Annotated in this window: 23 protein-coding genes, 1 tRNA gene and 2 pseudogenes; 13 read left to right on the top strand and 13 right to left on the bottom strand. The window is 70.0% G+C overall.

What is annotated here, in order from left to right:
* Nucleotides 1–134: 134 nt before the first annotated feature.
* A tRNA-Arg gene (locus ACZ4SW_RS02985) sits at nucleotides 135–210 on the top strand.
* 68 nt (nucleotides 211–278) lie between these two features.
* On the opposite strand, the pseudogene ACZ4SW_RS02980 reads toward ACZ4SW_RS02985, so the two are convergent.
* Nucleotides 279–904 (bottom strand): annotated as a pseudogene (locus ACZ4SW_RS02980) (tyrosine-type recombinase/integrase); the annotation flags it as partial.
* A gap of 148 nt (nucleotides 905–1,052) precedes the next feature.
* On the opposite strand from ACZ4SW_RS02980, the gene ACZ4SW_RS02975 reads away from it, so the two are divergent.
* From ACZ4SW_RS02975 to ACZ4SW_RS02960, 4 genes are all read left to right on the top strand, one after another.
* Nucleotides 1,053–1,496 carry a hypothetical protein gene (locus tag ACZ4SW_RS02975; protein ID WP_468237091.1) on the top strand — a complete coding sequence of 148 codons (444 nt, stop codon included), beginning with the start codon at nucleotides 1,053–1,055 and terminating at the stop codon, nucleotides 1,494–1,496.
* 931 nt (nucleotides 1,497–2,427) lie between these two features.
* Nucleotides 2,428–2,685, top strand: coding sequence for a hypothetical protein (locus tag ACZ4SW_RS02970; protein WP_468237089.1), 258 nt, complete (start codon nucleotides 2,428–2,430; stop codon nucleotides 2,683–2,685).
* A gap of 350 nt (nucleotides 2,686–3,035) precedes the next feature.
* Nucleotides 3,036–3,353 carry a S1 domain-containing protein gene (locus ACZ4SW_RS02965; RefSeq protein WP_468237087.1) on the top strand — a complete coding sequence of 106 codons (318 nt, stop codon included), beginning with the start codon at nucleotides 3,036–3,038 and terminating at the stop codon, nucleotides 3,351–3,353.
* A gap of 819 nt (nucleotides 3,354–4,172) precedes the next feature.
* Entirely contained in the window at nucleotides 4,173–4,562 is a 390-nt protein-coding gene (locus ACZ4SW_RS02960; RefSeq protein WP_468237084.1) for a hypothetical protein, read from the top strand.
* Between the two features lie 623 nt (nucleotides 4,563–5,185).
* Here ACZ4SW_RS02960 and ACZ4SW_RS02955 read toward each other — a convergent pair.
* Together ACZ4SW_RS02955 and ACZ4SW_RS02950 are read right to left on the bottom strand one after the other, a co-directional pair.
* Entirely contained in the window at nucleotides 5,186–5,539 is a 354-nt protein-coding gene (locus tag ACZ4SW_RS02955) for a hypothetical protein (protein WP_468237082.1), read from the bottom strand.
* Between the two features lie 215 nt (nucleotides 5,540–5,754).
* The gene (locus tag ACZ4SW_RS02950) at nucleotides 5,755–7,275 is read right to left on the bottom strand and encodes a helix-turn-helix domain-containing protein (protein WP_468237080.1); all 1,521 of its coding nucleotides are present in this window, start codon (nucleotides 7,273–7,275) and stop codon (nucleotides 5,755–5,757) included.
* A 497-nt stretch (nucleotides 7,276–7,772) separates the two neighbouring features.
* Here ACZ4SW_RS02950 and ACZ4SW_RS02945 point away from each other — a divergent pair, with 497 nt between their 5' ends.
* Nucleotides 7,773–8,297: a hypothetical protein gene (locus ACZ4SW_RS02945; protein ID WP_468237078.1), complete on the top strand. Its 525-nt coding sequence runs from the start codon at nucleotides 7,773–7,775 to the stop codon at nucleotides 8,295–8,297.
* 80 nt (nucleotides 8,298–8,377) lie between these two features.
* On the opposite strand, the gene ACZ4SW_RS02940 is transcribed toward ACZ4SW_RS02945, so the two are convergent.
* Together ACZ4SW_RS02940 and ACZ4SW_RS02935 are read right to left on the bottom strand one after the other, a co-directional pair.
* The gene (locus ACZ4SW_RS02940; protein WP_468237076.1) at nucleotides 8,378–8,602 is read right to left on the bottom strand and encodes a hypothetical protein; all 225 of its coding nucleotides are present in this window, start codon (nucleotides 8,600–8,602) and stop codon (nucleotides 8,378–8,380) included.
* A gap of 84 nt (nucleotides 8,603–8,686) precedes the next feature.
* Entirely contained in the window at nucleotides 8,687–9,493 is an 807-nt protein-coding gene (locus ACZ4SW_RS02935) for an SDR family oxidoreductase (protein WP_468237073.1), read from the bottom strand.
* A gap of 63 nt (nucleotides 9,494–9,556) precedes the next feature.
* On the opposite strand from ACZ4SW_RS02935, the gene ACZ4SW_RS02930 reads away from it, so the two are divergent.
* Both ACZ4SW_RS02930 and ACZ4SW_RS02925 read left to right on the top strand, forming a co-directional pair.
* Nucleotides 9,557–10,342 carry a helix-turn-helix domain-containing protein gene (locus ACZ4SW_RS02930; RefSeq protein ID WP_468237071.1) on the top strand — a complete coding sequence of 262 codons (786 nt, stop codon included), beginning with the start codon at nucleotides 9,557–9,559 and terminating at the stop codon, nucleotides 10,340–10,342.
* A 621-nt stretch (nucleotides 10,343–10,963) separates the two neighbouring features.
* Nucleotides 10,964–11,524 carry a cysteine hydrolase family protein gene (locus tag ACZ4SW_RS02925; protein WP_468237069.1) on the top strand — a complete coding sequence of 187 codons (561 nt, stop codon included), beginning with the start codon at nucleotides 10,964–10,966 and terminating at the stop codon, nucleotides 11,522–11,524.
* Between the two features lie 151 nt (nucleotides 11,525–11,675).
* On the opposite strand, the gene ACZ4SW_RS02920 is transcribed toward ACZ4SW_RS02925, so the two are convergent.
* Nucleotides 11,676–12,551 carry a helix-turn-helix transcriptional regulator gene (locus ACZ4SW_RS02920; protein WP_468237068.1) on the bottom strand — a complete coding sequence of 292 codons (876 nt, stop codon included), beginning with the start codon at nucleotides 12,549–12,551 and terminating at the stop codon, nucleotides 11,676–11,678.
* Between the two features lie 206 nt (nucleotides 12,552–12,757).
* Here ACZ4SW_RS02920 and ACZ4SW_RS02915 point away from each other — a divergent pair, with 206 nt between their 5' ends.
* Nucleotides 12,758–13,609 carry an oxidoreductase gene (locus ACZ4SW_RS02915; RefSeq protein ID WP_468237066.1) on the top strand — a complete coding sequence of 284 codons (852 nt, stop codon included), beginning with the start codon at nucleotides 12,758–12,760 and terminating at the stop codon, nucleotides 13,607–13,609.
* A gap of 173 nt (nucleotides 13,610–13,782) precedes the next feature.
* On the opposite strand, the gene ACZ4SW_RS02910 is transcribed toward ACZ4SW_RS02915, so the two are convergent.
* Entirely contained in the window at nucleotides 13,783–14,436 is a 654-nt protein-coding gene (locus ACZ4SW_RS02910) for a class I SAM-dependent methyltransferase (protein WP_468237064.1), read from the bottom strand.
* Nucleotides 14,437–14,517: 81 nt separating this feature from the next.
* On the opposite strand from ACZ4SW_RS02910, the pseudogene ACZ4SW_RS02905 reads away from it, so the two are divergent.
* Nucleotides 14,518–14,736, top strand: a pseudogene (locus tag ACZ4SW_RS02905) (hypothetical protein); the annotation flags it as partial.
* A 234-nt stretch (nucleotides 14,737–14,970) separates the two neighbouring features.
* Here the strand turns inward: ACZ4SW_RS02905 and ACZ4SW_RS02900 are convergent.
* Both ACZ4SW_RS02900 and ACZ4SW_RS02895 read right to left on the bottom strand, forming a co-directional pair.
* Nucleotides 14,971–15,519 carry a hypothetical protein gene (locus ACZ4SW_RS02900; RefSeq protein ID WP_468237062.1) on the bottom strand — a complete coding sequence of 183 codons (549 nt, stop codon included), beginning with the start codon at nucleotides 15,517–15,519 and terminating at the stop codon, nucleotides 14,971–14,973.
* Between the two features lie 168 nt (nucleotides 15,520–15,687).
* Nucleotides 15,688–16,710 (bottom strand): COG4705 family protein, encoded by a 1,023-nt coding sequence (locus ACZ4SW_RS02895; protein ID WP_468237060.1) that lies wholly within the window; start codon nucleotides 16,708–16,710, stop codon nucleotides 15,688–15,690.
* 130 nt (nucleotides 16,711–16,840) lie between these two features.
* On the opposite strand from ACZ4SW_RS02895, the gene ACZ4SW_RS02890 reads away from it, so the two are divergent.
* Both ACZ4SW_RS02890 and ACZ4SW_RS02885 read left to right on the top strand, forming a co-directional pair.
* Nucleotides 16,841–17,329: a DUF6650 family protein gene (locus tag ACZ4SW_RS02890; protein ID WP_468237058.1), complete on the top strand. Its 489-nt coding sequence runs from the start codon at nucleotides 16,841–16,843 to the stop codon at nucleotides 17,327–17,329.
* 317 nt (nucleotides 17,330–17,646) lie between these two features.
* The gene (locus tag ACZ4SW_RS02885) at nucleotides 17,647–18,075 is read left to right on the top strand and encodes an acetyl-CoA synthetase (RefSeq protein WP_468237055.1); all 429 of its coding nucleotides are present in this window, start codon (nucleotides 17,647–17,649) and stop codon (nucleotides 18,073–18,075) included.
* A 40-nt stretch (nucleotides 18,076–18,115) separates the two neighbouring features.
* Here the strand turns inward: ACZ4SW_RS02885 and ACZ4SW_RS02880 are convergent, their stop codons facing one another.
* The 4 genes from ACZ4SW_RS02880 to ACZ4SW_RS02865 form a co-directional block, all read right to left on the bottom strand.
* Nucleotides 18,116–20,758, bottom strand: a complete 2,643-nt coding sequence (locus ACZ4SW_RS02880) for a WD40/YVTN/BNR-like repeat-containing protein (protein WP_468237053.1) — start codon at nucleotides 20,756–20,758, stop codon at nucleotides 18,116–18,118.
* Between the two features lie 305 nt (nucleotides 20,759–21,063).
* Complete coding sequence (locus tag ACZ4SW_RS02875; RefSeq protein WP_468237050.1) at nucleotides 21,064–22,215, bottom strand: MFS transporter; 1,152 nt, start codon at nucleotides 22,213–22,215, stop codon at nucleotides 21,064–21,066.
* 361 nt (nucleotides 22,216–22,576) lie between these two features.
* Nucleotides 22,577–23,647: a carbohydrate kinase family protein gene (locus ACZ4SW_RS02870; protein ID WP_468237047.1), complete on the bottom strand. Its 1,071-nt coding sequence runs from the start codon at nucleotides 23,645–23,647 to the stop codon at nucleotides 22,577–22,579.
* Entirely contained in the window at nucleotides 23,640–24,698 is a 1,059-nt protein-coding gene (locus ACZ4SW_RS02865) for a LacI family DNA-binding transcriptional regulator (protein WP_468237045.1), read from the bottom strand. Before ACZ4SW_RS02865 ends, ACZ4SW_RS02870 begins: the two co-directional genes overlap by 8 nt.
* 148 nt (nucleotides 24,699–24,846) lie before the next feature.
* On the opposite strand from ACZ4SW_RS02865, the gene ACZ4SW_RS02860 reads away from it, so the two are divergent.
* Entirely contained in the window at nucleotides 24,847–25,977 is a 1,131-nt protein-coding gene (locus tag ACZ4SW_RS02860) for a substrate-binding domain-containing protein (protein WP_468237043.1), read from the top strand.
* Nucleotides 25,978–26,100 lie beyond the last annotated feature (123 nt).

Below are 26,100 nucleotides of genomic sequence, written 5' to 3'. Positions count from 1 at the left end.
CGCACCCGACTCACTACAGTCGGCACGCCCACCCAACCGAGGACGAGGACACGGCCGCGACAGGAACGGGGGCGACCCCGAGGGACCACATCCGCTAGGCTGTGACCGGTCGACACGCGTCACGCTTCGACCTCGCCTTCGTAGCTCAGGGGATAGAGCACCGCTCTCCTAAAGCGGGTGTCGCAGGTTCGAATCCTGCCGGGGGCACCAGCCAAAAGGCCCCGGACCGATCATGGTCCGGGGCCTTTGACATCCACTTTTGACATCAACCCCGGTGATTACTGGCGACCGGGGCGCCTCCTGAGCAGGCGGTCCATGTGGCTCATGGCTTCGCGCTGCGTGTCCTGGACGACGTGGGTGTGGACGTCCATGGTGAAGCTGATCTGAGAGTGCCCGAGGATCTCCATCACGACGCGGGGAGCGACTCCCGCCGCCGTGAGGAGCGTCGCCGTGCCGTGACGGGCGTCGTGCAGCCGGATGACGCGGAGGCCGGCGGAGTGGGCGATGCGGGTGAAGGAGCGGTACAGGTTGCGCGGCTCGACCGGGCGGCCGGTCCGGGTCGTGAAGACGTAGGCGGACTTCTGCCACTTCTCCCCCGCCTTGGTCCGAGCCGCTGCCTGCCTCATGCGGTGCCAACGCAGGGGAGCGATGCAGAGGGCGGGCAGCGGGACGGCACGGCGACGACGGCTCGTCGAGCGTCTCGTCCAGGGTCCACGGCTTCAGCTCGCGGTTGTCGGTGCGAGGAGGCTCGACGAGCTTGGCGACGTTGCGCGTGATCAGCTCCTCACGGCATGCCGAGGAGAGAGCCGATCGCAGAACTCGGGGCGACTCCTTGGCGGTTGCCGCCGTGGTCTCCTGCCTCGTACTTGTCGTACGTGCTGAGCTTCCACCGAGGCTTGATCACCACCCTGCCGCCAACCCCAGCCCCAACTCCCGCCGCAGTACCAGCCTCTGAGCAGCCGGTATGGCAGCTATGAACGTCGTTGACAAGATCACGACAGGGCCGCAGACTGTGCCTCTTACGCAGGGCATCTCGGAGGGGAACACTCGAAATGGCGCGCACAACAGCAAGGCTCGGCGCACTCGCCGGAACACTCGCTCTCGCAGCCGGAATGACGCTGACGAACGCCGGACCCGCTTCCGCCGCTCCCTCTTTCACCTTCAGTTACTATCCTTACTCCAACGGCGACTACACGATCACCGTCTACAACGACGGGGTGTACGCAGGGTCGGTGGATTGGTACGCGGACCCCCACGGTGTCTACGGTCCCGGAACCGGAGACACCGTTTGTGCGTCGGACGATCTGGCCGACGGTTACGGGATCGAGGCCCATCTGAACGGCACCTTCCGACAAGCCACGACCGCCGGGCACAACTCTCCGTACACCGACTGCACATCGGGTGACATCGCCGAAAACACCCCGCTGACCCTGCGCGCGTACGTCGTGAAGGGCGGCGAGGTCGCGTATTCGCTGGGAAAGACCGTGTACTCCTGACCGGAGGCCCTGGGGAGTAGAAGCCCCACGCGTGCATCCGATCGTCGCGGTGCTCGGGGCGGTGCGAACGGTGACGACGGACAGGGTCCGGGGCGCCGAGCCGGGCCAGGGTGTCCTGCGGAGCGTTTCACGCCCGCTGTCCGATCGCCGAGAAGGACCGGGCCCCGCACATTCGCCAGTCCCGATGGCTGGTCGCCGACCGCGCGATGCCGACGCGAGGCCGACTTGACCAGACACACCGTGGCGGACTGACGACACATCGAAGCTCCGGTCGATGCAGGCGACTTGGTAGGTCACCGGCATCAACCGGAGCTTCCTTGTGTGCGTGACGGCCCGCCATCCCCTCGTCACGATGCCACGGGCCGATGAGGTCGACGATGACCACTCGCCCATGCGTGAGGCTCTTGCCCTCATTCACTCGGCCGCATGTCTTGCCCACGGGCACGTGCATTCCGATTCCGCAGGGGTCGTTGCGGCCGTACTGGCAACAGATGCCGAATGGGCCCGGTGAGTGTCCAACTGCGTGACAACCGGCGCGCTGGCCCAAGGTCGAGGGGCACGCAAGCTGCTTCCGGGACGAAGCCGTCGTAGTTGAAGCCGCCCTCTCCACCCTGAGGCCGAGCTCACCTCTCCACCTCAGGGCCGGTCCGCTGTCCTGCATCCATCTGGTGCAATGAACTTGTGATTGCCACCTTGCCTCGCGAATGGCCCAGCCCCGAGAGCAAACCAATCCCGCCAGCGGAAACAGCTGAGGTCTTTCGCGCCTTTGCCCGCGACCTGGCCGCCGGCCGCCGCCTCTGGGACGCCGACACGGCCCGCTTCATCGCCGCCCAGTTCGACCAGATGGCGGCTGAGTGGGACAGTGCCCGTGCGACCGGACGAGACGAACCGCTGCGGGACGCATTACAACGAGGGGGGCCAGCCTTGGCGGGTGCGAGCCGATGCCAGTGCGCTTCCGCTCGCCGACGGGCAGATCGCAGCTGTTGCCGCCATCGACATGCTGTTGTTCCCTACCGAGACGGCACGAGTGCTGGCTCCGGACGGAGTACTTCTGTGGATCAACCAGCTCGGCAAAGACGGTCCGCTGTATTTGCCCGCAGCCGATGTGGCGGCAGCCTTGCCCGGAAAGTGGCAGGCCGTTGAGGCCGATGCCGGATGGGGCAGCTGGGCCGTTCTCCACCGATCGTGACGCCGCGCGACTGTGCCCCTCCGGTTGAGCGCAGCGGGGGTGCGACAGGCCTTCGGGGCCGTCTCTGGGCCGTCCAAGGTCAGCCGACGCCGACCACCAATGACAGAAGCCCACGGCATTCGAGCAGTTCGGAGCCGTGGGCTTCGTCAGTCCCGCTGGTCGGCGAGACCCTTGATCAGTAGACCGGCAAGTCAGGCCCACATACGGCGTGTCCGACGGCGATGACGGCAACGGCGGCGTACGGCAGCAGCACTCGGCAACCCGGCACGATGGTCGCGAGGGACGATCAGACCAGCCGACCAAGGCTTGCCCGCATCTTCACGCCGGTCCTGGGACGTCATGATCTACCGATGGATGAGTACGCCTGGCCCACGGGCCCTGAAGTGCCGGCCGCGGACTTGGTGCGGGAGAGTTGGGAGGCAACCGTCGCGGCTCTGCCCGTCGAGGCCCGGATCACCGGTGAGGTCATCGGGCGCCAGCGCTTCGGGGTCTTCATACGTATAGACGGCGTGCCGAACGCCATAGCGCTGGCGGAGATCACGGCCATGCCGCCCGGGATGGACCTCCCGGCCCTCGGGGCCTTCGTCAGTGGGGAGGTCATCTGGCACGCCGCCCACAACCACCAGGTCAAGGTCCGGCTCGATGAGTGGCTGACGGTCGACGAGTGATCTTCGCTGGGCCGTCCCTGGGCCGTCCGAGGCCGCTCAGCGGCGACCGGTGACGACTACCAACGACAGTCGTAGCGAGCGACAGCCGCAGGTCACCCGATTGGATCTGCGACACTGGTTGAGCCATGCCTAAGCCCGGAGAACCGGTATGAAGGGCTGCTCTGCTGTACAGCAGCGAAGTACGGCAACCACCGCGACCGCAGCCGGCCGTCACTCTCTTCAGGCACCCGGGCGACCAGCGCGACAGACCTCAGCGACCTCCCCGCTCATAGTTCGCATCGAGATGGTCACCGGTTCGGGAAGCCACCGGCGGTGGTCAAGAACCGTCCTGGCGATGCCATGTGGGTCGTCGGCGGTCGAGCCTGGCCACCACGTGCTCCGAAGGCCAGATCAGGCACCGCACGACCACGTTGTGGACCACGTACCAACCGGGGTTCACCCAGCCACGTTCCTTGTCCACAAGCCCTGGACCTCCGTCGCTGTAGACGTGCCGCAAATAGCAGCGGAGGAGAGGGCCGCCAGCCACGAGAAGGATCGGGGCGAGCGCAATGCCGCCGACCGTAGCGCAGAGACGAGCCGCCCAGGAGGTCACAACGCCGATCCGCATGGCCGCATCCTGGCATCACGCCATCCCCGGCGGAAGCGTGATTGACGTGGCCGCTGCGTGCCCGTCTGGTGATGCCCAGTCGGCGTCAGCCCAACGCCACTGAGGCCCCGAGGCCTAGAGTGACCAATATGCGGTGGGGGAGTCGCCCGGTCTGGGCTCGGTGGTCAGCGGCGCTGTACGTCATCGGATTCCTCGAAGGCACGGGAGCGCACGTGTACTTCCTGGCAACGGGCGGACTGGCCGCGTTCAACTACGCGCCGACACCGGTGCAACTGGTGTTCCACCTTCTCCTCTTACTTGATCCGCTGGCTGCCCTGCTGATCATCTACGCCCGCTCAGTCGGGCCGCTCCTCTGTGCCGGCATCATGCTCGTTGACCTCGCTGCGAACTGGTGGATTCAGTGGAACGCCGTCCTGACACACCCGGCCGCCTACCTCCGTCCGGTCGGCCTGTTGCCAATGACCCTCTTCGGCGCCTTGGTGCTGGGTACGGCCTTCCCGTTGAAGCGCGCACTGACATCCAGCGCTGATATCAACGCCGCCGGACGACCGCGGACCGAGCCAACCGCCGATGGAACCGCGGCCGAGGTCGAGGACGCATGAGGCCCGGTCGCCGACCGCAGTGATCGAACTCCTAAAGCGGTGCTCTCCAGCCGAGGTCGGGCTCAGCCTTCCTCTTCCTCGACCAGGCCGCAGGCGAAGGGGAAACCGCAAGAACTCCCGTCGTGCGGGATCCGGCTCTGCTTCGGCCAGGTTGGTTAGCACCTGCAAGAGGCGGTGGCGCTGGTCCAGAGGTAACGAGTCGTACGAGTGTGCTCCGCCGAGCGGTGGCACACCTCGCCGCGATGCATCTGAGCGGAAGCGCTGCTGCTGCTCACCTTCGACTCATCGCGAGCCAGCAGCACAGTACGCCGTGCCGCTCCCCACCAACCGTCTCGGTTTCCGTCTCATTCAGCGCCGTTCACGGCCGTTCGGAGGGGACCACACGCCGGTGTCGCCCCACCGTCCGGCCGCCCATGAACGCAGGTGAACGGCCCCGTCCGAAGCCCGGAGGCCACCAACACAGTTGGAAAGCGTGCACCTGTCCAGCATGCAGTGAAGATGCGCGCGGGCAACGGTCACTCACCGTGTCCACTGGCCACGACCCCAGTCATATCTGCGTCTCGCCTGTCGATCCATCATGTGTCATATGGCTGTGGGTGGTTGGCGGCTTCTTTGAACCTTAGCTAGGCGCGGGTGACGCTGACGCCGCCAACCAGGCCCCAGGCGTCGATCCGGACCGTCGGGCCACCCGGCTCACTCGGGCCATCGTCCTTCACTCCGCCCAGGCGCAGCCCGTGGACCTCCACCCGGACATCGCGGCGGACCTTGAGCCTGACGCCGCCGATCAGGCTCAACTTGGTGATGCGCAGCTCGGTGCCGTCCGGGATGTCGATGTCCGTCAGATCGACGTCGGCACCACCGATGAGGGAAGTGGTGACGGTCCTCTCGTGGAGGGTGGCTCCTGCCAGGCGATGACCGCCGATCAGGCTCACCTTGATGTCGGTCTTCCGTGGGTTCTCCCCGTTGCTCTTCGTCATGGGAAGTACCGTACGGACGTCGGCCCGCGAGCCCCAGTGCTCTGCATCCGGTATTACATATGACAGGTGTCATGCCGGAGCCGACAGCGAACCTGAGTGGAATGCAGCGGGCGTTTCCGGCCGAAGCGGCAGCAACGGGCCCCTCCAGCGGCATGGGCCTGGGTGACGGGGAACGGTCACATCTCGAAAATGGCCCGAACAGCTCCCACGTTCCCTCAAGAGTCGGTGGTTACCCACTGGCGCACACCGTGGTCGTTCGTGCCGTACCAGTAGTGGGGCAGGCCCTTGATGCCACTGGTGCGGAACGGGTGGCCGTGGTCGTCGATGCGGACCGTGCCGGTGCGGCCCTGGGAGGACCAGTCGAGTTCCAGGTACCAGTTGCAGTCGTAGGTCTCGGTCGTCGCGGTGACCAGCAGCACCTCCGGATCCTCGGCGGAGACGCGGTAGGGGAACTGCACCGCGGGGACGGGCTTTCCGCTGTCGTTGCCGGGACGCGCGTGGGCGATCGGGCGGTTGACGTCCAGGTTCACGGAGAAGTTGCGGGGCGGCAGATCACTGCCGCAGCCCTGGCCCATGGCGTACGCGTTGCCGGTGACCGGGGTGCCGCGGCTGACGATACGGACCCGGAGGGCCGCGAGGACCACGGCCGTGGACGACTTCCCCTGCACCGAGATCTGCACCATCGTCTGCCGCCCAGGTACCGCCTGCTGCGTCGCTGCCCACACTCCGGCGTCCTGCTCTACCGGCGGCGGGGGCACCTGGGCAGGCTCCTTCCCGATGACGTAGTCGTGCCCGCAACCGCCGTCCCAGATCTGCGAGTCGGCGGTCCAAGCGAGCGGCATACCGGTTGCCACGGGGGCGTCGCTCTTCGTCTCAGCCGACGATCCGCCCTTCGACCCGAGGCTCCCTGAAGCCCGTACTCCTGTGGAGGGCGAGGCCGACGAACGGCCGGGCGAGGGGCGGGTCGCAGTGCCCGAAGGGTGGTGCGACGTACCGGTTCCTGTCGTACGGGACCGACCGGGGGCCTTGGCGGAGTTGTCGTGAGACCGGTCGGCCGACAGCGTCGACATACTGCCCAGCGTCACCAGCAGTACGGTCGCCGTGGCTGTGCCGACGACGGTACGGCGACGGCGGTACCAGGGCCGTCCAGTTGAGCGGACCGCATCGCACTGGGCCGCCGACTCGCGACTGCGCGGTCCCGGAACGTCGGGAGCAGCCAGTGCGGCGTCGGGGGCGCCCGCATCGAGTCGCGGTGGTGAACCGCTCGTGCCGTCCCCGTCACCACCGATGCCGTCGGCGCCACCACCCACACTGCGCGTGCAGCCACCCGCACGCCCCGTTGTCCGGCTGTCCGGACCCGAAGCCCGCTGGTCCCCTGTCGGCTTCAGCGCCCCTTCGGTCTTTGTCGGCTCCGCTGCCTCCTCACTCGCCCTCGGCCGCTGTCGTGCCGTCACCGCGAGCAGCCATAGGCGGTGCAGTTCGAGGCGTTCCTCCGGTGTCGCCCCGCAGAAGGCGGCCATGCGCTCCACCGGGGCGTAGTCCTGCGGGACCGCGTCGCCCGCGCAGTAGCGGTGCAGCGTGGAGGTGTTCATGCTGAGACGGCGGGCCAGGGAGCCGTAGCTCCGGTCCGTGCGGTCCTTCAGCCGGCGCAGCAGTGCTGCGAACTGCTCGACGTCGTCCCCGGTCGACACCGTTCCCCCGTCCTCCCCCGTGTCCCCGTATCCCAGGCGGTCCATGTACCTGCACGTCAGACGGGCTGGGATGGTTCCACCGTCGCCGAAGGGGCGTCCGGCGTTGCGCGGAGCCGTCGTGACGGCTGATGCTCTTGGTGTCGCACCGACCAGGGCCGGACCGATCAGTCGGCGGCGGGCGACAAATGACACTCATGCACTCATCCACGGGGGACACCCATGCCCCAGCGCACCCGAGCAGGCCCGCCCCTCGCACTCGCCGTCACGGGCTCGCCCTCGGCACGACGCTCGCCACCCTGGCAAACGTCGCGGCCAAGGAGTCGGCTTCCTCACGACGGCCCATCGCCCGTCGTAAGCAGGACTTGGTGTCGTCGATCGCGCCCCGAGCCGCGGCAGGGGGGAATGGGTCCGCGCAGCAGCAGATGTTCAGGACTCCGGGGCAGCACTCGCTGACCCGAAAAGGCGATAGCCACACGACGGCCCCGGCACGAAGACACCGGGCCGTGAGCAACCACATATCGACCAGAAGACGGAAGATGCACATGAACAGGAAGTCCCCCGCACACCGCCGTCCGGGCCGCCGCGCGGCCGTCGCCGCCGGCCTCGTCCTGGCTGTCGGACTCGGTGTGTCGACACAAGTGTCGGCACAGGCATCCGTCCATGCCCCCGCAAAGTCGTCCGCCGCCGCACCGCAGTCGGTCAGCGGCACGAGCGGCCAAGTGGTGACCCGGGTCGCCGACTTCTACGGCGCGTACATCGACGCGATCGGCGACTACACGGACCCGGACGCCACGCTGGAAACGGTGCTCCGCAAGCACTACCTGACGCCCGACTTCGCCAAGCGACTGGCGGCCTGGGAGAAGAAGCACGGGGCGGACGGTGTCCTGCGTGCCCAAAACGTCCCGCGGAAGTGGACGGTGACCGACAACGGCGCCGTGGGCAACGGCCATGAGGTCGTCGTCACCCTGACCTTCGGCAGCGGGGAGACGACGCAGAAGATCAAGCTTTTCGTGCTGGTGGAGCGGTACAACCACATCGTCGACATCGGCACCACGAGCAACCGCTGACAGCGGTGCCGCTCCGCCCGGTCTGTCATGGTCAACCTCACGACGGATGAGACCACCCGTTCCCTTACTCCGGCGGACGGTCAGGGGGCAGCGGGGCCGCGCCGTGCCTGCCGATACTGCTGGTAGAGCCGGTCCCCGGTCGTGCATACGCCGGTGACCTCGCCGTTGTCGTCCACAGTCCGGCACGCTGAGCATGCCGGGTAGTGCTGCAGCATGCGCAGGTACGCGGCGCGCTCGGGACCGAACGTGAATGGCGGAACCTTGGACGCGACTTCCATGACCGCGTGATACCGCCGCTCACCCACGCTCAACTCCTCAGCAGGACCTCGAACCTCCCTGCCCGTCCAGGCGCCTGGCCGCCCCGGGCGCCGCGGGGTGGTCCGTGCCGGTCACGCACGGGACGCGAGGTGTCGCCAGTCGTTCCACGTGTCGAGCCGCTTCCGATAGGCCGCCTCGACGACCGGATAGGGGTAGGTGCCGAGGAAGAGCCGCAGGGGTGGTGCGTCGGTGTCGACGAGTTCGAGGACAACGGCGGCGGTGGCTCGTGCGTCCTGCGGCGTGCGGGCGGAGGCGCCGGCCCGGCGCGCGGCGCGGACGGGTTCGTACGCGGGGAGCGGCTCGGTGTGCACTGCGGAGGCTCCGGACCAGTCGGTGCCGTAGGGGCCGGGTTCGACCAGAGTCACGTGGATCCCGAAGGGGGCGATCTCCTGGGCCAGGGCCTCGCTCATCCCCTCCAGGGCCCACTTGGAGGCGTTGTACAGCCCGAGCGTGGGAAAGGCGGCGAGGCCACCGAGGCTGGAGACCTGCAGGATGTGACCGCTGCCCTGGGCCCGCAGGTACGGAAGGGCCGCCTGCGTCACCCACAACGGGCCGAACAGGTTGGTGTCGAGCTGGGCGCGAGCCTGTTCCTCGGTGGTTTCCTCGACCATGCCGAACAGGCCGTAGCCCGCGTTGTTGACGACCACGTCCAGGCGGCCGAAGGTCTCGGCGGCCTGCCCCACCGCAGCGGTAACGGCGGTGCGGTCGGTCACGTCGAGTCTCATGGGGAGGACATCGTCCCCGTGGGCGTCCAGGAGAGGCCGCAGCGTCCTGGGGTCACGCGCGGTGGCGGCGACGCGGTCGCCGCGGTCGAGAGCGGCTTCGGCCCAGATACGGCCGAAGCCGCGGGACGCGCCGGTGATGAACCAGGTCTTCATGACATCGAGCCTGCGCCGTTCGCATCTCGGCAGCCAGCATCCCCGCAGGGTTACCCTCGCGGCATGGCGGCCGACAATTTTCTGGGAGATTTCCTCAAGGCCCGGCGCGGACGGGTCGCTCCGGCGGACGTGGCGGTGCCCGCCGGCGGACGCCGCCGGGTGGCGGGACTGCGCCGGGAGGAACTGGCCCGGCTCGCCGGAATCAGCGAGCCGTACCTGGTCCGGCTCGAACAGGGCGTCGACCGGCATCCCTCGCCACAGGTGCTGCGCTCCCTCGCGCGGGCGCTCAAGCTGGACGCCGACGCCTCCGCCCACCTGCACGCCCTCGCCGGTCCCGCCCCCGTGCCGCCGTCACGGACCGAGGTCTCCGCGGACGTACACCGGCTGCTCGACGTGTGGACGGACCGCCCTGCGTACGTGCGAAACCGATACTTCGACGTGCTGGCGGCGAACAAGCAGGCCCGCGCGCTCGCCCCGATGTACGAGCCCGGTAGCAACCTGGTCCGAGCGGTGTTCCTCGACCCGGCGTCCCGGCGGCTCTTCCCCGACTGGCCGGAGGTGGCGGCGCAGACCGCAGCGGCCCTGCGCGCCGAAGCCGACCCACGCGACCCCAGGATCGTCCGCCTGGTCGCCGAGCTGGAGACGGACGAGGAGTTCCGTCGTCTGTGGATGCGGCACGAGACGCGGCCCGCCCGGGACGAACTGAAGCGCTTCACGCACCCGGTCGTCGGCAGCCTCGCCCTGAGAAGGCAGGCGCTCACCGTCGGCGGCGCCGAGCAACAGGTGATCATCGTGTATCAGGCGACGGCCGGGAGCCCGTCCGAGACGGCCCTGGCGCGTCTTCTGTGACGCGCCAGACGTCTGCCGTCGGCCAGTGAGTCTCGTGTTTCCGAACCCGGGAGTGGTGCCGCGATACCCCCGGAGCAGGCAGGTTCTGAGTCGTCCTCCTGGCCGCCGGGCCGAGCGCCTGGGCCGAAGTGCCCGTGGAGAACTCGGTTCCTGCCCCCAGCGCATCGCCTGCCCCGTCGCCAATGACCCTCTTCGGCGCCTTGGTGCGGGGTACGGCCTTCCCGTTGAAGCGCGCACTGACATCCAGCGCTGACATCAACGCCGCCGGACGACCGCGGACCGAGCCAACCGTCGATGGAACCGCGGCCGAGGTCGAGGACGCATGAGGCCCGGTCGCCGACCGCAGTGATCGAACTCCCGTATCCGTGGTGGCGTGCGCGGGGTGCTGCCGTCCCGTATGCCATCGACCCGGGCGAAGCCGAGCAGACGCGGCCCATGGCGTTCAGGTCGTCGACGGCGTACGGGTTGGAAGCCGGGTTGGTGGTGGGTTGAGGAAGCGGTCAGCTCGCAGTAATGCGCCGGATCACCACAAGATGACGTGACCGCTCTGCACAATCGCCCCATGGATCAAGCGACGGCTGCATCACCCGACGCCGAACTGACTTCGTCCCTGGAGACGACATGAGCAGCGCCCTTCTCGTGATGGACGTCCAACAGAGCATCGTGGACATCGCCGACGACGGCTCCGGATACGTGCCACGTCTGCGCAGGGCAATCGACGGGGCCCGGGCGGCCGACATCCCCATGATCTACGTGGTCATCGCGTTGCGTCCCGGCTTCCCGGAAGTCGGGACGCGCAACAAGGCTCTCACCGCCATCGCCCGGGCGGGCCTCTTCGTCGAGGGCGCACCAGGCACCGAGATCCACCCCGACGTCGCGCCCCGGGCGGGCGAAGTAGTGATCACCAAGAAGCGGGCGAGCGCGTTCTCGGGCAGCGATCTCGACGTGGTGCTGAGGGCACGCGGTATCGACAGCCTCGTGCTCACCGGCATCGCCACCAGCGCTGTGGTGCTGTCCACTCTGTGCCAGGCGAACGACCTGGACTTCGGCCTCACTGTCCTCTCCGATGCCTGTCTGGACACCGACCCAGAGGTGCACCGGGTCCTCATCGAGCGACTGTTCCCGCAGTGGGCGGACGTCGTCACCGTCGACGACTGGCTCGAGACGATCGCACCTCGATAGTTCAGACCAGACCAGACCAGACCAGGTGAACAACGACATGGAGGGATCGTCGTACCTGTGGGCGCAAGGTCCGCCGGTCCTCCATGACGTCCAACCCGGCTCGTGGGACGCAGCCACTGTGGCCGACCGCTCCCTGCGGACGGGCGGGCGTCTAATGATCTGCGTGGTGCCCGTGCGAGGTTGTGTCGGGCTGCCGTATCCACGTGGCCAGTAGCCCAAGCGCCTCTTCAGAGCTGGAGCCGGCCTCGGCGGTGTAGACACTCAGCCGCTGGTCCGGGTCGGCGGGCAGGGTGAGGGACTCGTAGTTGAGGGTGAGCGGGCCGACGATCGGGTGGTGGAAGTGTTTGCTGCCGTGCGTGTGCCGATACACGTTCTGGTCGGCCCACCAGCGGCGGAAGTCCTCATCCCTGATCGAGAGTTCGCCGACGAGTTCGGCCAGCAGTGGATCGTGGGGATGGCGTCCGGCGTCGCGCCGGAGCGAGGCGACGATGTCCTGGGCGTGGGTGTCCCAGTGGGTGTACAGCGAGCGGGCGGTCTCGTCGCAGAACATGAACCGCACCAGGTTCCGCTCGCGGTGCGGCAGCGCGTCGAAGTCGGTGAGCAGCGCGCGTGCCATCTGGTTGGACGCGAGTACGTCCAGTCGCCGTCCCAGCACGAGGGCGGGGGTGTGCTCGAGGATCCGGAGCAGGTCGCGCAGCCCCGGGCGGACCGCCTGCGGACGCGTCGCAGCGCGGCGGGGCCTGCCTGCGGCGGGCTTGGCGAGCTGGAACAGATGGCTGCGCTCGACGGGATCGAGGCGTAACGCGCGGGAGATGGCGTCCAGCACGGTCTCGGAGACGTTCAGTCGGCGTCCGCGTTCCAGGCGTACGTAGTAGTCGACGCTCACGCCCGCCAGTTGCGCGACCTCTTCGCGGCGCAGTCCCGGCACTCGCCGAGAGCCGCCGTCGTCGGACAGGCCCGCCTGGCGCGGGGTGATCCGTGCCCGCCGAGAGCGGAGGAACTCACCGAGTGCTGTGTTGCGGTCCATGCCGTTCACGATAGGGCCCGGGAGCGCCCCGACAGCCCGCGAAAGGGGGACTGGCAGGCCCCCGGTCCGGCTGTCCCCGGGGCGAAGCGGACCCCCCGGAAGCCGATCGGCAGCCGATTCCGGTGCTGAAGTGGAACGTGTCGAGGCCGACCGGGGCCGGGCCGCCCCGGTCGGCCTCTGTTCGCATCGCACGAAGGGGAACTCCTGTGTCGGACACCAAGACATTCCTGATCACCGGCGTCAGCACCGGCCTGGGCCGCGCCCTCGCACGCGCGGCGTCGGCCGCGGGCCACCGGGTGGTGGGCACGGTGCGCACGCCCGCGGACGCACGCGCCTTTGAGGCGCTCGCCGGCGACGCGCACGCCCGCATCCTGGACGTGACCGACCATGACGCGGTGGACACGGTCGTGGACGAGACCGAGCGCGACCTGGGTCCGGTCGACGTACTCGTCGCCAACGCCGGGTACGGCCATGACGGCCTCTTCGAGGAGTCGTCGATGGACGACCTTCGCCGTCAGTTCGAGGTGAACGTCTTCGGAACCGTGGCGGTGATCAAGGCCGTGCTGCCGCACATGCGGGAGCGCCGTTCGGGCCACATCATCGCCGTCACCTCGATGGGCGGGCTGATCACCATGCCGGGCCTCGGCTTCTACCACGGCAGCAAGTTCGCGATGGAGGGCATCCTCGAAACGCTCGGCAAGGAGGTCGCCGATTTCGGGATCCATGTCACCGCCGTCGAGCCGGGCAGTTTCCGGACCGACTGGGCCGGCCGCTCGATGATCCGCGCACCCCGTGTGATCGCCGACTACGACGAGCTGTTCGAGCCGCTGCGCGCCCGGCGCATCCACGGCAGCGGGCGTCAGCCGGGCGACCCGGACAAAGCCGCGGCCGCGGTGCTGCGCATCGTGGCGGCCGACCGGCCGCCGGCGCATCTGCTGCTCGGCAACGACGCGCTTCGGCTCGTCCGGGCCGGACGCGACGCCTTCGAGCGCGACATGCTGGCGTGGGCCGAGTTGTCGGCCTCCACCGACTTCGACGACGTCAGCCGGTCCGCCTGACGTCACTCGCTGCCGGACCCCCAGCGCGGGGTCTCGACGACGGCGAGGGCCGTGCCTCATCGGGTTCTCGCGGTGCCCGTCCAGCGGGCGGCCTCTCAACCCAGCGGTCCGACCGCCCGCCCCGTGATCGTCGGCGGTCCAGCCGAGCGGCCTCACCCCGGGAACGAGCTCGGTCAGGGCGTTTCGGGCTTGCGGGCCAGGAGGCAGGCGTGCGGTCTGTTCACGCGTCCGCCGGGCTCCTGTTCCAGTCTCGCGGTGACGACGAGTCCGGCCTGGCCCAGCAGGCCGACCATGCGGTCCAGGGGCAGGAGGTACGACTCGTAGGACACCGGACGGCCATAGCCGTGGGTCGGCCGCAGCCGCTCATTGCCGACATGGTCTCCCCACAGCAGGTACCCGCCGGGCGCGAGCGTGCGGTGGAACTCGGCGAACACGTCCGGCAGCCACTGCGGGGGCGTGTGATGGGTGGAGTACCAGGCGAGGATGCCGCCGAGCTCGTCGTCCCTCATCTCCAGAGCGGTCATCGAGCCCTCGGTGAACCGCAGGTTCGGATAGGCGTGCCGGGCCAGCCCGACCATCTTCGGCGACAGATCGACGCCGAAGGCGGACACCCCCAGCCCGGCCAGGTGCGCCGTCACACGTCCGGGACCGCACCCCAGGTCCGCGACCGGCCCGAGACCGGCCGTCCGCACCAGTTCGGCAAACCCCGCCAGCATCGCGCGTGACAGCGGGTCCATCTCGGCTGGAGGCGGGACGCGTTCGACGTAATCGGCGGCGACCGTGTCGTACGACTCGCGGACGGCGGTCAGAAAGGAGGGCTCAGCCATGCGGGCGACCCTAGACCAGACGACTGACAGACCACGGCACGACCTTCAGCGGACCGGTGCGACATCCACCGCTCCCGACCCGCGGGCGCCTTCGGCCCCGTCGGGATCCTGCCTTCCGTGGCCTGCATCGGCGCCTTCCGCTCGACAGCGATCGCTCCTGAGCTCGACCCGGTGCCGCACCGTTCTGCCCTTACCGTGGTCTGGTTTCAGACGGTCTTGGATGTCCCGTCGGGTGAGAACGCCGACCCTGGACTTCGCAGCATCCGCTGGGAGGAGCTGGCCCGGGACTACGAGCTCTAGTGCTGTGACCGGAAAGGTTCACCGGCTCGCGACGCCCGGCACGGCACCTCGCCGCGTTGTCGCACCACCCGAGTACATCCAGTACGCGGGCGATGCTCCGCCTTGCGATGTACCGCACCGGACGCCGCGAGCTTCCCGGCAAACCTTTCCGGTCACAGCACTAGCGACGGTTGCCGGTCACAGCCACTCGTTGATGACGGACCGGCCCGGCGGCCGGCTGCGTCTTTGCGGCTGTCAGCGTGCGGATCGGCTGCGACGAGCTTCCGGTGACTTCGTATCGGCCGTGTGAGGCCGGGGTCCCAGTGCGGCGGCCCGTCCGCGCACCAACAGGTTCTGTGTCCCCAGACCGATCGCCAGGTACGCGTACAGCGACGCCGTCCCCAGCATCCCGGCTCCGGCCGCATGGTCGATCCACAGGCTCAGCCCGACGTGCATGGCCACCGAGGTCAGCCACAGAGCAGTAGTGGCGGCCGTCCCCTTGCGCAGTACCTCGCCTTGAGGGCCACTCCAGACCCGTACGGTCCGCGCCCTGGCCACCCCGAATGCGGCCGCGACTGCAAGGCTCACGGCCAACAGCACGATGGGCAGCGCGGTCAGCGGGTGGTACTTGATCACGGAGGCGACGCCGAACACGATCCCAAAGGCGCCCAGGACCCCGAGAACCACCGGGGTGATCAGCGAGCCGATGCGCCGCACCGGACGCGTGCGCAGCTGTTGTCTCACCACGAGAGCAACAACCACGACGGCGATGATTAAGGCGGTCTCGTCGTTCGTGTTCTGCATGTCAACTCCCCGTTGAGGCACCGCTCTTGGGCGGCAGCACCGTGCCGTCCATTGTGCAGTGGGCGAGCACGGAGCCGTGAACGGAGGCCCGAGTTGGCAGCAGCGACCCGGTCCGCACCGTCGGTGGTGAGGTGTCCTAAGACCCCGGACACACGCTCGGCGCCAGATTCACGGTCGGCCCGCCTGCCGGGTGGCCGGGGCCGTCGGCTCTTCCCGGGTCGGTCGGGCAGCGGTCCGGCGTTCCCTTACCTGGGCGTGGGCCATCAGTCCGAAGAGGACGGCGAGCAGGACGGCGGACGAGCCGGCCGTGCCCAGGTTCAGGCCGCCCTTGGCGGCCGGCTTGGTGAGGAAGTCGCCCGCGGTGGCTCCCAGCGGGCGCGTGAGGACGAAGGCGACCCAGAACAGCAGCACGTTCGGCACCGCGGGCACCTTCATCAGCGCCGCGAGCACGGTCAGCGCTCCGGTCACGAGCAGTGCGCCACCGGCGTAGCCGAGGCCGGAGCTGTCGGACAGGAAGTCGCCCATCGAGGTGCCGAGGGTGTTCGACACGAGGATCGCCGACCAGAACAGGGCCTCGCCCCTGAAGGTGACGATGTCGCGGATCTGGAAGGTCGTCCCGCTCAGCTTCCAGACGAGGAAGATCGCCAGGAGGATGGAGATCAGGATCGCCGCTCCGGCCGGGTAGCCCAAGCCGAGGCCCTGCGGGCCCCAGCCCAGTCGGGTGGTGCCTTTCGACAGGTACCTGGCGCTGGCGTCGCGGTTCATGAAGTCGGACATCGTGGTGCCGGCCATGCTGGTCGTAAGGATCACGGTCCAGTAGAAGAACGGGTTGTAGCGGCTGGACCGTAGCTGGACCACCAACGTCACCACGAAGATCAGGAAGAGCACGATCGTGGTGAGGAAGTAGCCCAGCTTCAGGGTCTGCGCGAAGAGGTCGCCCGCCGTCTCGCCCAGGGTCGTCGCGGCGATCTTCATGATCCAGAAGGCCGGCGTCACGTCGGGCAGCTTCTTCATCACCGACGTGGTCGTACTAGACATGCCCGCCGCATCGAGGTCGGTGCGGGCCTCCGGTTTCTCCACCGCGACGTCTCCTGCCCGGTCGGACGACAGGGCGCTCGTCCCGGAACCGGGACGAGCGCCCTGCGAGATGAGCCGGCCGTCGGCGACGGCCGAGATCTCCGACCGTGACACAAAGGGGCCGAAAACGGCCTGAGCGCGTAACATTCGGCAGGTCAGGCCGCGTGTCGTGCGGCCCGCTCCTACCGGGTGCGTCCTTGCGCGCGCCCCCACGCCGTTCGCCGGCCTGCCTAGGATGCCGGGCGTGAGGTTGTTGGAGATCATGCGACGGATCAAGGGCTTCAGCACGCCGCTGGGAGGTGTGGACTGGGAACTGCCGCCGCCCCAGCGGGACGTCGCCGAAAAGCTCGTCGTCTACCTCGAGGACCGCAGGGTCCTGACGAGGAACCGTGCGGTCATGCACGCGCTCGAGGAGCCCGGTCACTGCGTCGCATCGGTACTGCAGATCCGGGAGACGTTGACCCGGATCCTGATGGACCCCGACACCGGAGACGAACTCGCTGGGAATCTCAAGGCGATGCGGGCCGCCTGCCGGCGGTTCCTGAACACCGTCGGCGACGTGCGGACCATGCCCTTGCACGACCCGCTCGGCAGTGCGCACTTCGGTGCCGCGCTCGGCGAACTGCGCACGGTCTTCGGGATCCAGCTCGGCATCATCGCCGCGCGCTACAAGCTCGAGTTGCCCGAAGAGCTGGCCGGCATCCTTCCCGCATCGGACGGCGACGACGAGTAGTTCTCCCGGGCAGCCGGGACAGCCGGACAGCCGGGCGGTCGGGCAGTCGGGCGGCCGGGAGAAGCGGAGGCTGCGGCTCACGGTCCGGGGCGGCATGCTGGAATCCGTACGGACGGGACGGGAACGGGACGGGAAGTGCCGGCATGCGGTGGTGGGCCCGGGCGTGGATGGTCGCCGGAATCGCGGTGCTGGCCGCGTGCAGCGCTTCGACCGGTGGTGGACCGGCGGCCGGGCCGTCCGGGGGCGGGTCGGCGGGGTCTTCGACGGGTCCTTCGACGGGTGCGCCGACGCACACACCCACGGCACCCTCCGCCACCGTGCCCGCGAACCCGACCGGTCGGCGCCCGTCCGCGCCGGCCACCTCGCCCTCCGCGCACCCGACCGCCGCGCCCTCCGCTTCCGCGGGGAGCTGTGCCGCCGGCCGCACGGAGGTCACCGTCTCCCCCGGCGACGCGGCCGAACAGCGGCTGTGCGTGCGGCCCGGGACCGTGGTGTCTCTGGTCCTGCGGCCCCGTGGGGACGACAAGCGGTGGACGGAGGTGGAGAGTTCGGCGCCGGTCTTCGTCCTGCCGTCCGGATGGCGGGTGGACGCGGACGGCACCGCCCGGGCCGTGCTGCGGTGCGCCGGCACCCGTGCGGGCGCGGCCAGGGTCACGGCGCTGGCGAAGGCGCCGGACGTGGCGGGTGCGGCGCGTGTCGCCTTCACGCTGCACGTGAGTGTGGTCCCGTACCCGAAGGAGGGGTGACCCCGGAAGCCGGGATCACCCCTCGCTGATCGGTGGTGCGTCAGTCGCAGTCGCGCACCTTGATCGTGTAGATGCCGCGGCCGTGCGTGGCCGCGTACAGGGTGCCGCCGTCGGGGCTCAGCTTGAGCTGGAGCACGGCGACGGCCGGCAGGGAGCCGACGCGCTGCCAGTTCGTCCGGCCCGGCGCACGGTAGACGACGCCGAGGTCGGTGGCGACGGCGAGGCCGCCGTTCGCCGTGACGACCGCGGAGTTGGTCGGCACGTCGGGAAGGTCGGCGGAGATGTCCTTCCAGGTGGTGCCGCCGTCGGTGGACTCGAAGACGTGGCCGACGCCGGCCCCGGGACCCTCGGTCCAGTGCCGGGAGAAGCCGTTGACCGCGAGGAAGACGTGGTCGGCGTTCTTCGGGTCGATGGCGAAGCCGCTGAGGTAGCGGTTGGGGACGGTCCCGTCCACGGGCAGGGCGATGTCGTGCCAGCCGGTGCCGTCCGCGTTGCCGACGGAGATGCCGCGGGCGAAGCCCTGGTTGTTGCAGGGGCCGCACCAGGCCGCGTAGACCTTGCCGCCCGAGGCCGCGACGGCGGTCGCGGTGCGGCCGGCGCCGAGGTCGTAGACGCTCTTCCACTCCGCGCCGCTGCGGATGGCGTAGCCGTGGGTCTGCACCCAGATGTGGCGGCCGCCCGCGATCCAGGTCGAGCTGTCCTTCGCGTCCGCGGCGAGCGGGGCGATGAAGCGGGCCTCGCTGGTGGCGTTGTCGGGCGGGGCGACGTTGTACGACGTGGCCTTGCTCGCGTCGGTGGTCCAACTGCCGTCGTTGACCGCACAGTTCTGGGTGACCTGGACGGAGAGGTAGACGTACTCCTCGGCGATGTTGCAGCCGTTGGCCGGGTCGGTGAGGGTGTCGCCGCCGTCACCGCCGAAGTTGGAGCCCATCACCTTGTCGTTGCTGCGCAGGACGGACTGGCCGTTGTCCTGCAGGCCGCCGGTGACGGAGACGCCGCCGTGGTCCGGGTCCTTGCCGATGCCCACCGAGTAGTACTGGAGGGTGTCGATGGTGCCGTCGTTGAGCGAGGTCCAGTCGGTGGCGTGGCCGGAGGCGTCCTGGGAGCCGTTGACCGGGCGCTTGTAGGCGCCGCCGTCGTTGCCGACGTACACGTAGCTCTTGCCGTGGTAGCTGCCGATCGCGACGCCGTGCTGGTCGGAGTGCGTGGTCGGGTTGCAGCTTCCGGTCTGCTTGGTGGGGTCGATGCTCCAGCAGGGGAAGGTGAAGTTCCAGTACGGGCCGACGGTGGACCAGGTGCTGCCGCCGTCCTTGGTCTCGTAGACCTCCTCCAGGCCCGCGTACACGTGCTTGGGGTCGGACGGGTCGACGGTCAGGAACTGGTTGTACCAGGCCTGCACGCCCGGCATGTAGCCGCTGGTGGTGAGCGCCGAGCCGTCGGCGGCGAGCTGCTTGTAATCGGCGATCTTGGTCCAGGGCCCGAACGGGGAGGCGGCGCTGTAGATGCCCTCGAGGCCGCTGTCCGGGTTGGACGCCATCTGCTCGGGCGACTGGTCGATGGCGTAGTAGCGGGAGCCGTCGGCGGAGTGGGCGAAGGTGACCGTGCCCACGTTGTCCGCGTCGGTCGGCAGGTCGCCGAAGCCGCTGGTGATCCGCTGCCAGCCTTCGCCGGTCCGGGTGTAGAAGCCGTTGTAGTCGTCACCGCTGCGCCAGCCGACCGCGAGGATCACCTTCGAGGGGTCCTTGGGGTCGATGGCGATGTCGTTGGTGATGTTCTTGTACGCGGCGGCGTCGTCGTGCGCCTTCGGACCGCCGGGCAGGTAGTCGGGGTTGGGTGCGAACTCCAGCTTCCAGGGGCCGCCGAGGTTCCTGGTGGAGTGGCTCCACACGCCTTCGCTGGTCGCCGCCCACACCTTGCCGCCGCCGAACCGCAACTGGCGGACGGTGGTGCTCTCGAGTTCGTCGCCGCCGACCCGGCTGCGCGTGGAGAAGGTGCCGTGGTGCGGGTCGGACAGCACGTACACGCCGCTGCCGAGGTAGGCGTCCGCGTTGGTGTTCGCCTCTCCGGTGCCCAGCCACAGCCGTCCGGCACCGTCGAGGGCGAGCGCGCCGGTGGACTGCGAGGGCAGCCGGTCGCTGATGGGCTGCCAGTGCCCGCCGCCGGTCCGCGAGCGCCACACCCCGCCGCCGGCGCTGCCCGCGTACACGTACCCGTCGTCGTCCGCGGCCATCGCGGCCATCCGGCCCGTGACGTTGCCGGAGCCGCCGCTGGAGTTGGAGTCGATGTCGCGGTAGCGCGGGTCGTCGGAGTTGTACGGCAGACCGGTGATGTGCCGCCAACTGCCTCCGCTGCTGGGCAGGCTGGTCAGGCTCTGCCAGGCGGCGCCGTACGCGCCCGGCGCGACGATGCCGGGTGAGGTGCGGGCCTCGGCGTACTGGTCCGCGCCCTCGGCGATCTCGTCGGCCTCGTTGCCGTCGTCCCCGCCGTCCTCCGACGTGACCTTGGGGCTCATGGCACCCGTCGAATGCGCGCGCTCGGCGGCGAGTCGCGCGAGTTCGCGGGAGCCGAAGGGGCTGCTGCTGTGCTTGCCGGGCGTGGCGCTCGCGGGTATCGCCACGAGGCCGGCCGATGCCGTGATGGCGCAGATCGTGAGCCATCGTCTCTTGCGGGTTGGTGCTGACACCAAGTCCTCCCAAACGGGCGGTGATACAGCCGTCGCAGGAGACCCGATCACGAGTGAGCGGAAGCGTCCCCCATTTGGACAACTTTTTTGACTGAAACCTGACATCCCCCTGCCCGGAAGCCGGTGTGAGGTCGCCGTCGAGGCTTCGTCGGGGAGTCAGGAGCGGTCGGGTGCGGTCGGGTGCGGGCGGGTCGGGGGGCCGTGGGCGGGGCGGGGAGCCGCAGGCAGGTCAGGGAGCCACAGCCAGGTCGGGGAGCCACAGCCAGGTCAGGGAGCCACAGGCGAGTCAGGGGAGCGCAGGTGAATCAGGGGCCCGTCGGCGGCTCAGGGGCCGCATGCGGGTCAGGGGGCCGCAGGCGGGTCAGGGCCGGCAGCGCGACGGCCAGGGCGAGCGCGATGCTGCCGGAGATCAGCAGCGGGAGGTGGCCGTCGGTGCCCCAGGCGAGTCCGGCCCACAGGCCGGCGAGCAGGACGGCGGCGCCGGTGGCGCCTTGGTAGAGGCCCTGGGCGGTGCCTTGCCTGCGGTCGGGGACGAGGGTGGAGATCCACGCTTTGCCGACCCCGTCGGTGCAGGCGTTGAAGCCGCCGTACAGCGTGAGCACCACGAAGACCAGCCAGGCGCTGTGGATGAGGCCGAGTCCGAGGTAACCGACGGCGAAGAAGAGCAGGCCCGCGGAGAACACCAGGGGCCGGGGCAGCCGGTCGGAGAGCGCACCGGCCGGGTAGGACAGGGCGGCGTAGGCGAGGTTGTAGACGGCGTAGGCGCCGACCACCCCGGCGGTGGACAGGCCGAGGTCGTGCGCGCGCAGCAGGAGCAGCGCGTCGGGGAAGTTGACCAGGTTGAAGGCGAGCAGCAGGACGAGGACGCGCCAGTACGGGCGGGGCAGGGACCGCCATCGCGTACGCGGGGCTTTCGTCGCGGTGGCGCCGGCCTGGTGCGGGTCGCGTACGGCGGCGACCAGGGCGACCGAGGCCACGGCCGGGATCACCGCGACCCAGAACAGCGGGCGCAGCCGGTGGTCGAGCGCCTCGTACAGGGCCAGGCCCACCAGCGGGCCGACCACGGCGCCTGCGGTGTCGGCGGCCCGGTGCAGCCCGAACACCCTGCCGCGCTGCCCGTTCGGGACGCCCTCGACGAGGAGGGCGTCGCGGGGTGCGCCGCGCATGCCCTTGCCGAGCCGGTCGACCACGCGCGCCACCAGCACCAGCGGCCACACGGTGGCGAGCGCGACGAGCAGTTTGCCGAGGGCGGCGAGCCCGTACCCGGCGCCGATGAGGGGGCGGCGGGCGAACCGGTCGGCGAGGCGCCCGGCGGCGACCTTGGTGACCGATGCGGCGCCCTCGGCCAGGCCCTCGACGGCGCCGACCACGGCGGGCGGAGCGCCGAGGACCACGGTCAGGAAGATCGGCAGGATCGGGTAGAGGAGCTCGCTGGCGGCGTCCTGAAGGAAGGACACCCCGCACAGCACCTTGACGTTGCGGGTCAGCCACGCCGGGCGGCTCCCGGTTCCAGGTGCTCCTGCGGCCGGGCCGGTCACGGGCGGGGGGTCCCCGGGAAGCGGCCGAGCGCCGCGGCCGCGCCGGGCGCCGGGCGCCGGGCACTCGGGGCCCCTGCGGCGGTGCCGCGCTGTGGATCGGTCATGTCCGGCGTGTCCTTCCTCCGGTGCAGTCCCCGGCGTCACGGAGCTGTCGCCCACCTTGCCGCGTACCGTGTGGGGGCCAGTCTGGTCCCACAGCCTGTGGAAGTCTGTCAGCCCGGTCGCACATGCCGTGGGGCTCCGGGCCACCGCACGCCTCCGCGCGGCCGGCTTCCCCGTGTCACAGCCCGCCCAGCACCGGTTCCCGCGTCCGGTCGTGTTCGTCGGCGTCGTCGGCAACGTCGGGGAAGGTGAGGTCCGCCTCGGTCAGGGGTGCGTCGGCGGGCCGGCCGGGGCGCGGCAGGGCGGTGGGCGGGTCGGCGCCCATGCGCTCGCAGGTGAGGGCGGAGACGAGGACCGCGTCGTCCACGGCGCTCGCCAGCAGTGCCGGGGCTGCCGCGGCGAGGGCCTCCGGGGTGTGCAGCCCGCGGCGGACCAGGGCGCCGAGCAGCCCGGCGGTGAAGGCGTCGCCCGCGCCGACGGTGTCCACCACCGCGGCCTTGCGGCCGGGACGGCTGAAGGCGTCCCCACCGGTGGGGAAGGCGTGGGCGCCGGCGGCGCCGTCGGTGATCACGACGAGGAGCGCGCCGAGTTCGATCCAGCGGGCGGCGATCCGCTCGATCGGGGTGTCCGGGTAGAGCCACTCGGCGTCCTCGCGGCTCGCCTTGACGATGTGGGACACGCCGACGCTGCGTTCGACGGCCTGCCCGGCGCGTGCCGCGTCGCCCAGCAGGGCGGGGCGGATGTTGGGGTCGTAGCTGATCAGCGTCGTGCCCTGGGCGTACAGGCGCTGGACGGCGGTGTGGACGTGGTCGCTGCCCGGCGGTGTCCAGGAGGCGACGGAGCCGAAGTGGAGGACGGCGGTGCCGGCCGGGACGCGGGCGGTTTCGTCGTCGGTCCACTGCCAGTCGGCGGTGCCGTCGAGGTAGAAGTCGTAGCTTGCGCGGCCCTGCGCGTCCATCGAGACGACGGCCAGTGTGGTCGGTTCGGCGGCGTGCGGACAGGCCGTCAGGTCGACCCCGTCGGCGGTGGCGTGGCCGCGCAGCATCCGGCCGAAGGTGTTGTCGGCCAGTCGCGCCATGAGCGCGGTGCGGTGTCCCAGCCGGGCGAGACCGACGGCGACGTTGAACGGGCTGCCGCCGGGGCGGGCGCGGTAGTCGCCGGGCGCGTCGAGCTGGACCATGTCGATGAGGGCTTCGCCGATCACGGTCAGGGTGGGGGCCTGCCCCGTTGCCTGGGTCGGTTCAGTCATGGCGGGGGCCTCCGGCCGGGATCTCGCCGGAGCCCCGCTCGATCAGCCGGGTCGGCACGGTGACGGTACGGGTGGGCGACTGGTCGCCGTCCAGCCGGGCGAAGAGGATCTCGGCGGCGGTGCTGCCGACCTGCTCGATGTCCTGCGCGATGACGGAGATCCCCGGACTGAGGATGTCGGCGAGGGGGAAGTCGTCGAAGCCGACGTGGGCCACGCTGTCCTGCAGGCCGAGGGCGCGCAGCGCGCGCACGGCCCCGATGGTGACCAGGTTCTGACTGGTGAACAGGGCCGTGGGCGGGTCCGGCAGCGACAGGACCTGCTCGGTCGCGGCGACGGCGGCCTCCTCGCTGGCCCCGACGTGGCGGACGATCCCGTCGTCGTACGGGATGTGCGCGAGTTCCAGGGCGTGCCGGTAGCCGTCGAACCGCTGGGCGGCGGTGGAGATCGACTCCCGGTCGCCGAGGTAGGCGATGCGGCGGTGACCGGCCTTCAGCAAGTGGTTGACGGCGGTCAGGGCGCCCTGCCGGTTGTCGGAGACGACGGCGTCGGCGTCGAGCAGGCTGGGCTCGCGGTCCACGAAGACCATGCAGGTGCCCGAGCGCTGCTCGCTGATCAGGTAGCTGTGGTCGCGTCCCGCGGGGACGATCACCAGGCCGTCGACGCGCCGGTCGATGAGTGCGCGGGCCAGTTCGCGTTCCCGGTCCGCGTTCTCGTCCAGGCTGCCGACGAGCACCAGGACTCCGCGTTCGCGGGCCACGTTCTCGACGGTGCGGGTCAGGGCGGCCGAGAAGGGGTTCGCGGCGTCCTCGACGAGCATGCCGATCATCGAGGTGCGGCCGTCCCCGCGGCGCAGGCTGCTGGCGGTCAGGTTGGGCCGGTAGCCCAGCTTGTCGGCGGCCTCGCGGACCCGGGCGGCGATCAGCGGATCGACGGTGGGGACGCCGTTGACCACGCGCGAGACCGTCTTGATGGCCACGCCGGCCAGCGCGGCCACCTCACGCATCGTGGGCCGGCTGCGCGGGGACCGCGGCGGCGGCACACCCTGAGTCATCGTTGTCTCCCACCGGTTGCGCGTTACCGACTCGTTGCGGGCCCATGTCTACCAGCGTCTTGACGGGCTCGTCCATACGGGCCCAGTATCCCGGTCAGTCAACGTTGTCTCAGCGTCGGCCAATGACGGCTCCGAAAGGGATCAAGCGATGAACATCTCCACCAGCCAGGCGTCGGGCCGCCGCAGTCGGCGCACCCGGGCGGCAGCGATCGGCATCACCGTGTGCCTCGGCGCCACGCTCGTGGCCTGCGGTTCCTCGAACGGAAGCTCCTCTTCGTCCGGTTCGTCCGGTTCATCCGGGAAGGTGGGTGTGTCCCTGATCCTGAAGACGCTCACCAACCCGTACTTCGTGAGCATGGAGAAGGACGCCAAGGCCCAGGCCGCCAAGGACAACGTGAGCCTCACGGTGGCGGCGGGCAACTCCGACGGCGACACCCAGACCCAGATCACCGCCATCGACAACGCCATATCGCGCGGCGACAAGGGCATCCTCATCACCACCAACGGCGACGCGGTCAACGCCGCGCTGAACCGCGCCAAGCAGGCCGGCCTGTTCGTGATCGCCCTCGACACCGCGCCCAACCCGGCCGGCACCGCGGACATCACCTACGCCACCGACAACGAGCAGGCGGGCAAGCTCATCGGTCAGTACGCCGCGGCCGCCCTGAACGGCAAGCCCGCCGTCATCGCCATGCTCGACCTGTTCAACAACCAGGTCGTCTCCGTGGACATCAACCGCGACCACGGCTTCCTGGAGGGCATGGGCATCGACCCGGGCAGCAAGACGGAGAACGGCAAGGAAGCCAAGTCCGGCAAGTACACCGGCGGCAAGGGCGGCTCGTACACCGTCGTCTGTCACCAGCCCACCCAGGGAGCCATCGACGGCGGACGCACCGCGATGGAGAACTGCCTGTCGGCCAACCCGAACATCAACGTGGTCTACGCGATCAACGAGCCGGCGGGCGAGGGCGCGTACAACGCGCTGAAGGCGGCGGGCAAGGAGAAGAACGTCGCCGTCTACGCGATCGACGGTAGCTGCTCCGGCCTGAAGAACGTCACCAGCGGTGAGTTCGCCGCCGACGCCGTGCAGTACCCGGGCAAGATGGCCGCGCTCGGCGTCACCTCGATCGCGAAGCTGGCCCGCGGCGGCAGCAAGCCCAGCGTGACCAACGGCAAGTCGTTCTACGACACCGGCACCGCGCTCGTCGCCGCCAAGTCCCTCGACGGCCTCACCGTCCAGTCCCCGTCGCAGGCCGCCTCCGCCTGCTGGGGCAGCTGACACCCCACCCGGGTGGGGGGGGGGGGGGGGGGGGGGGGGGGGGGGGGGGGGGGGGGGGGGGGGGGGGGGGGGAGGAGGGGGGGGGGGGGGGGGGGGGGGGGGAGGGGGAGGGGGGGGGGAGAC

Source organism: Streptomyces sp. NPDC028331, from assembly GCF_055565775.1.
Note: the sequence above shows the minus strand (reverse complement) of the source record. Positions and strands in the feature narration are given on the sequence as shown.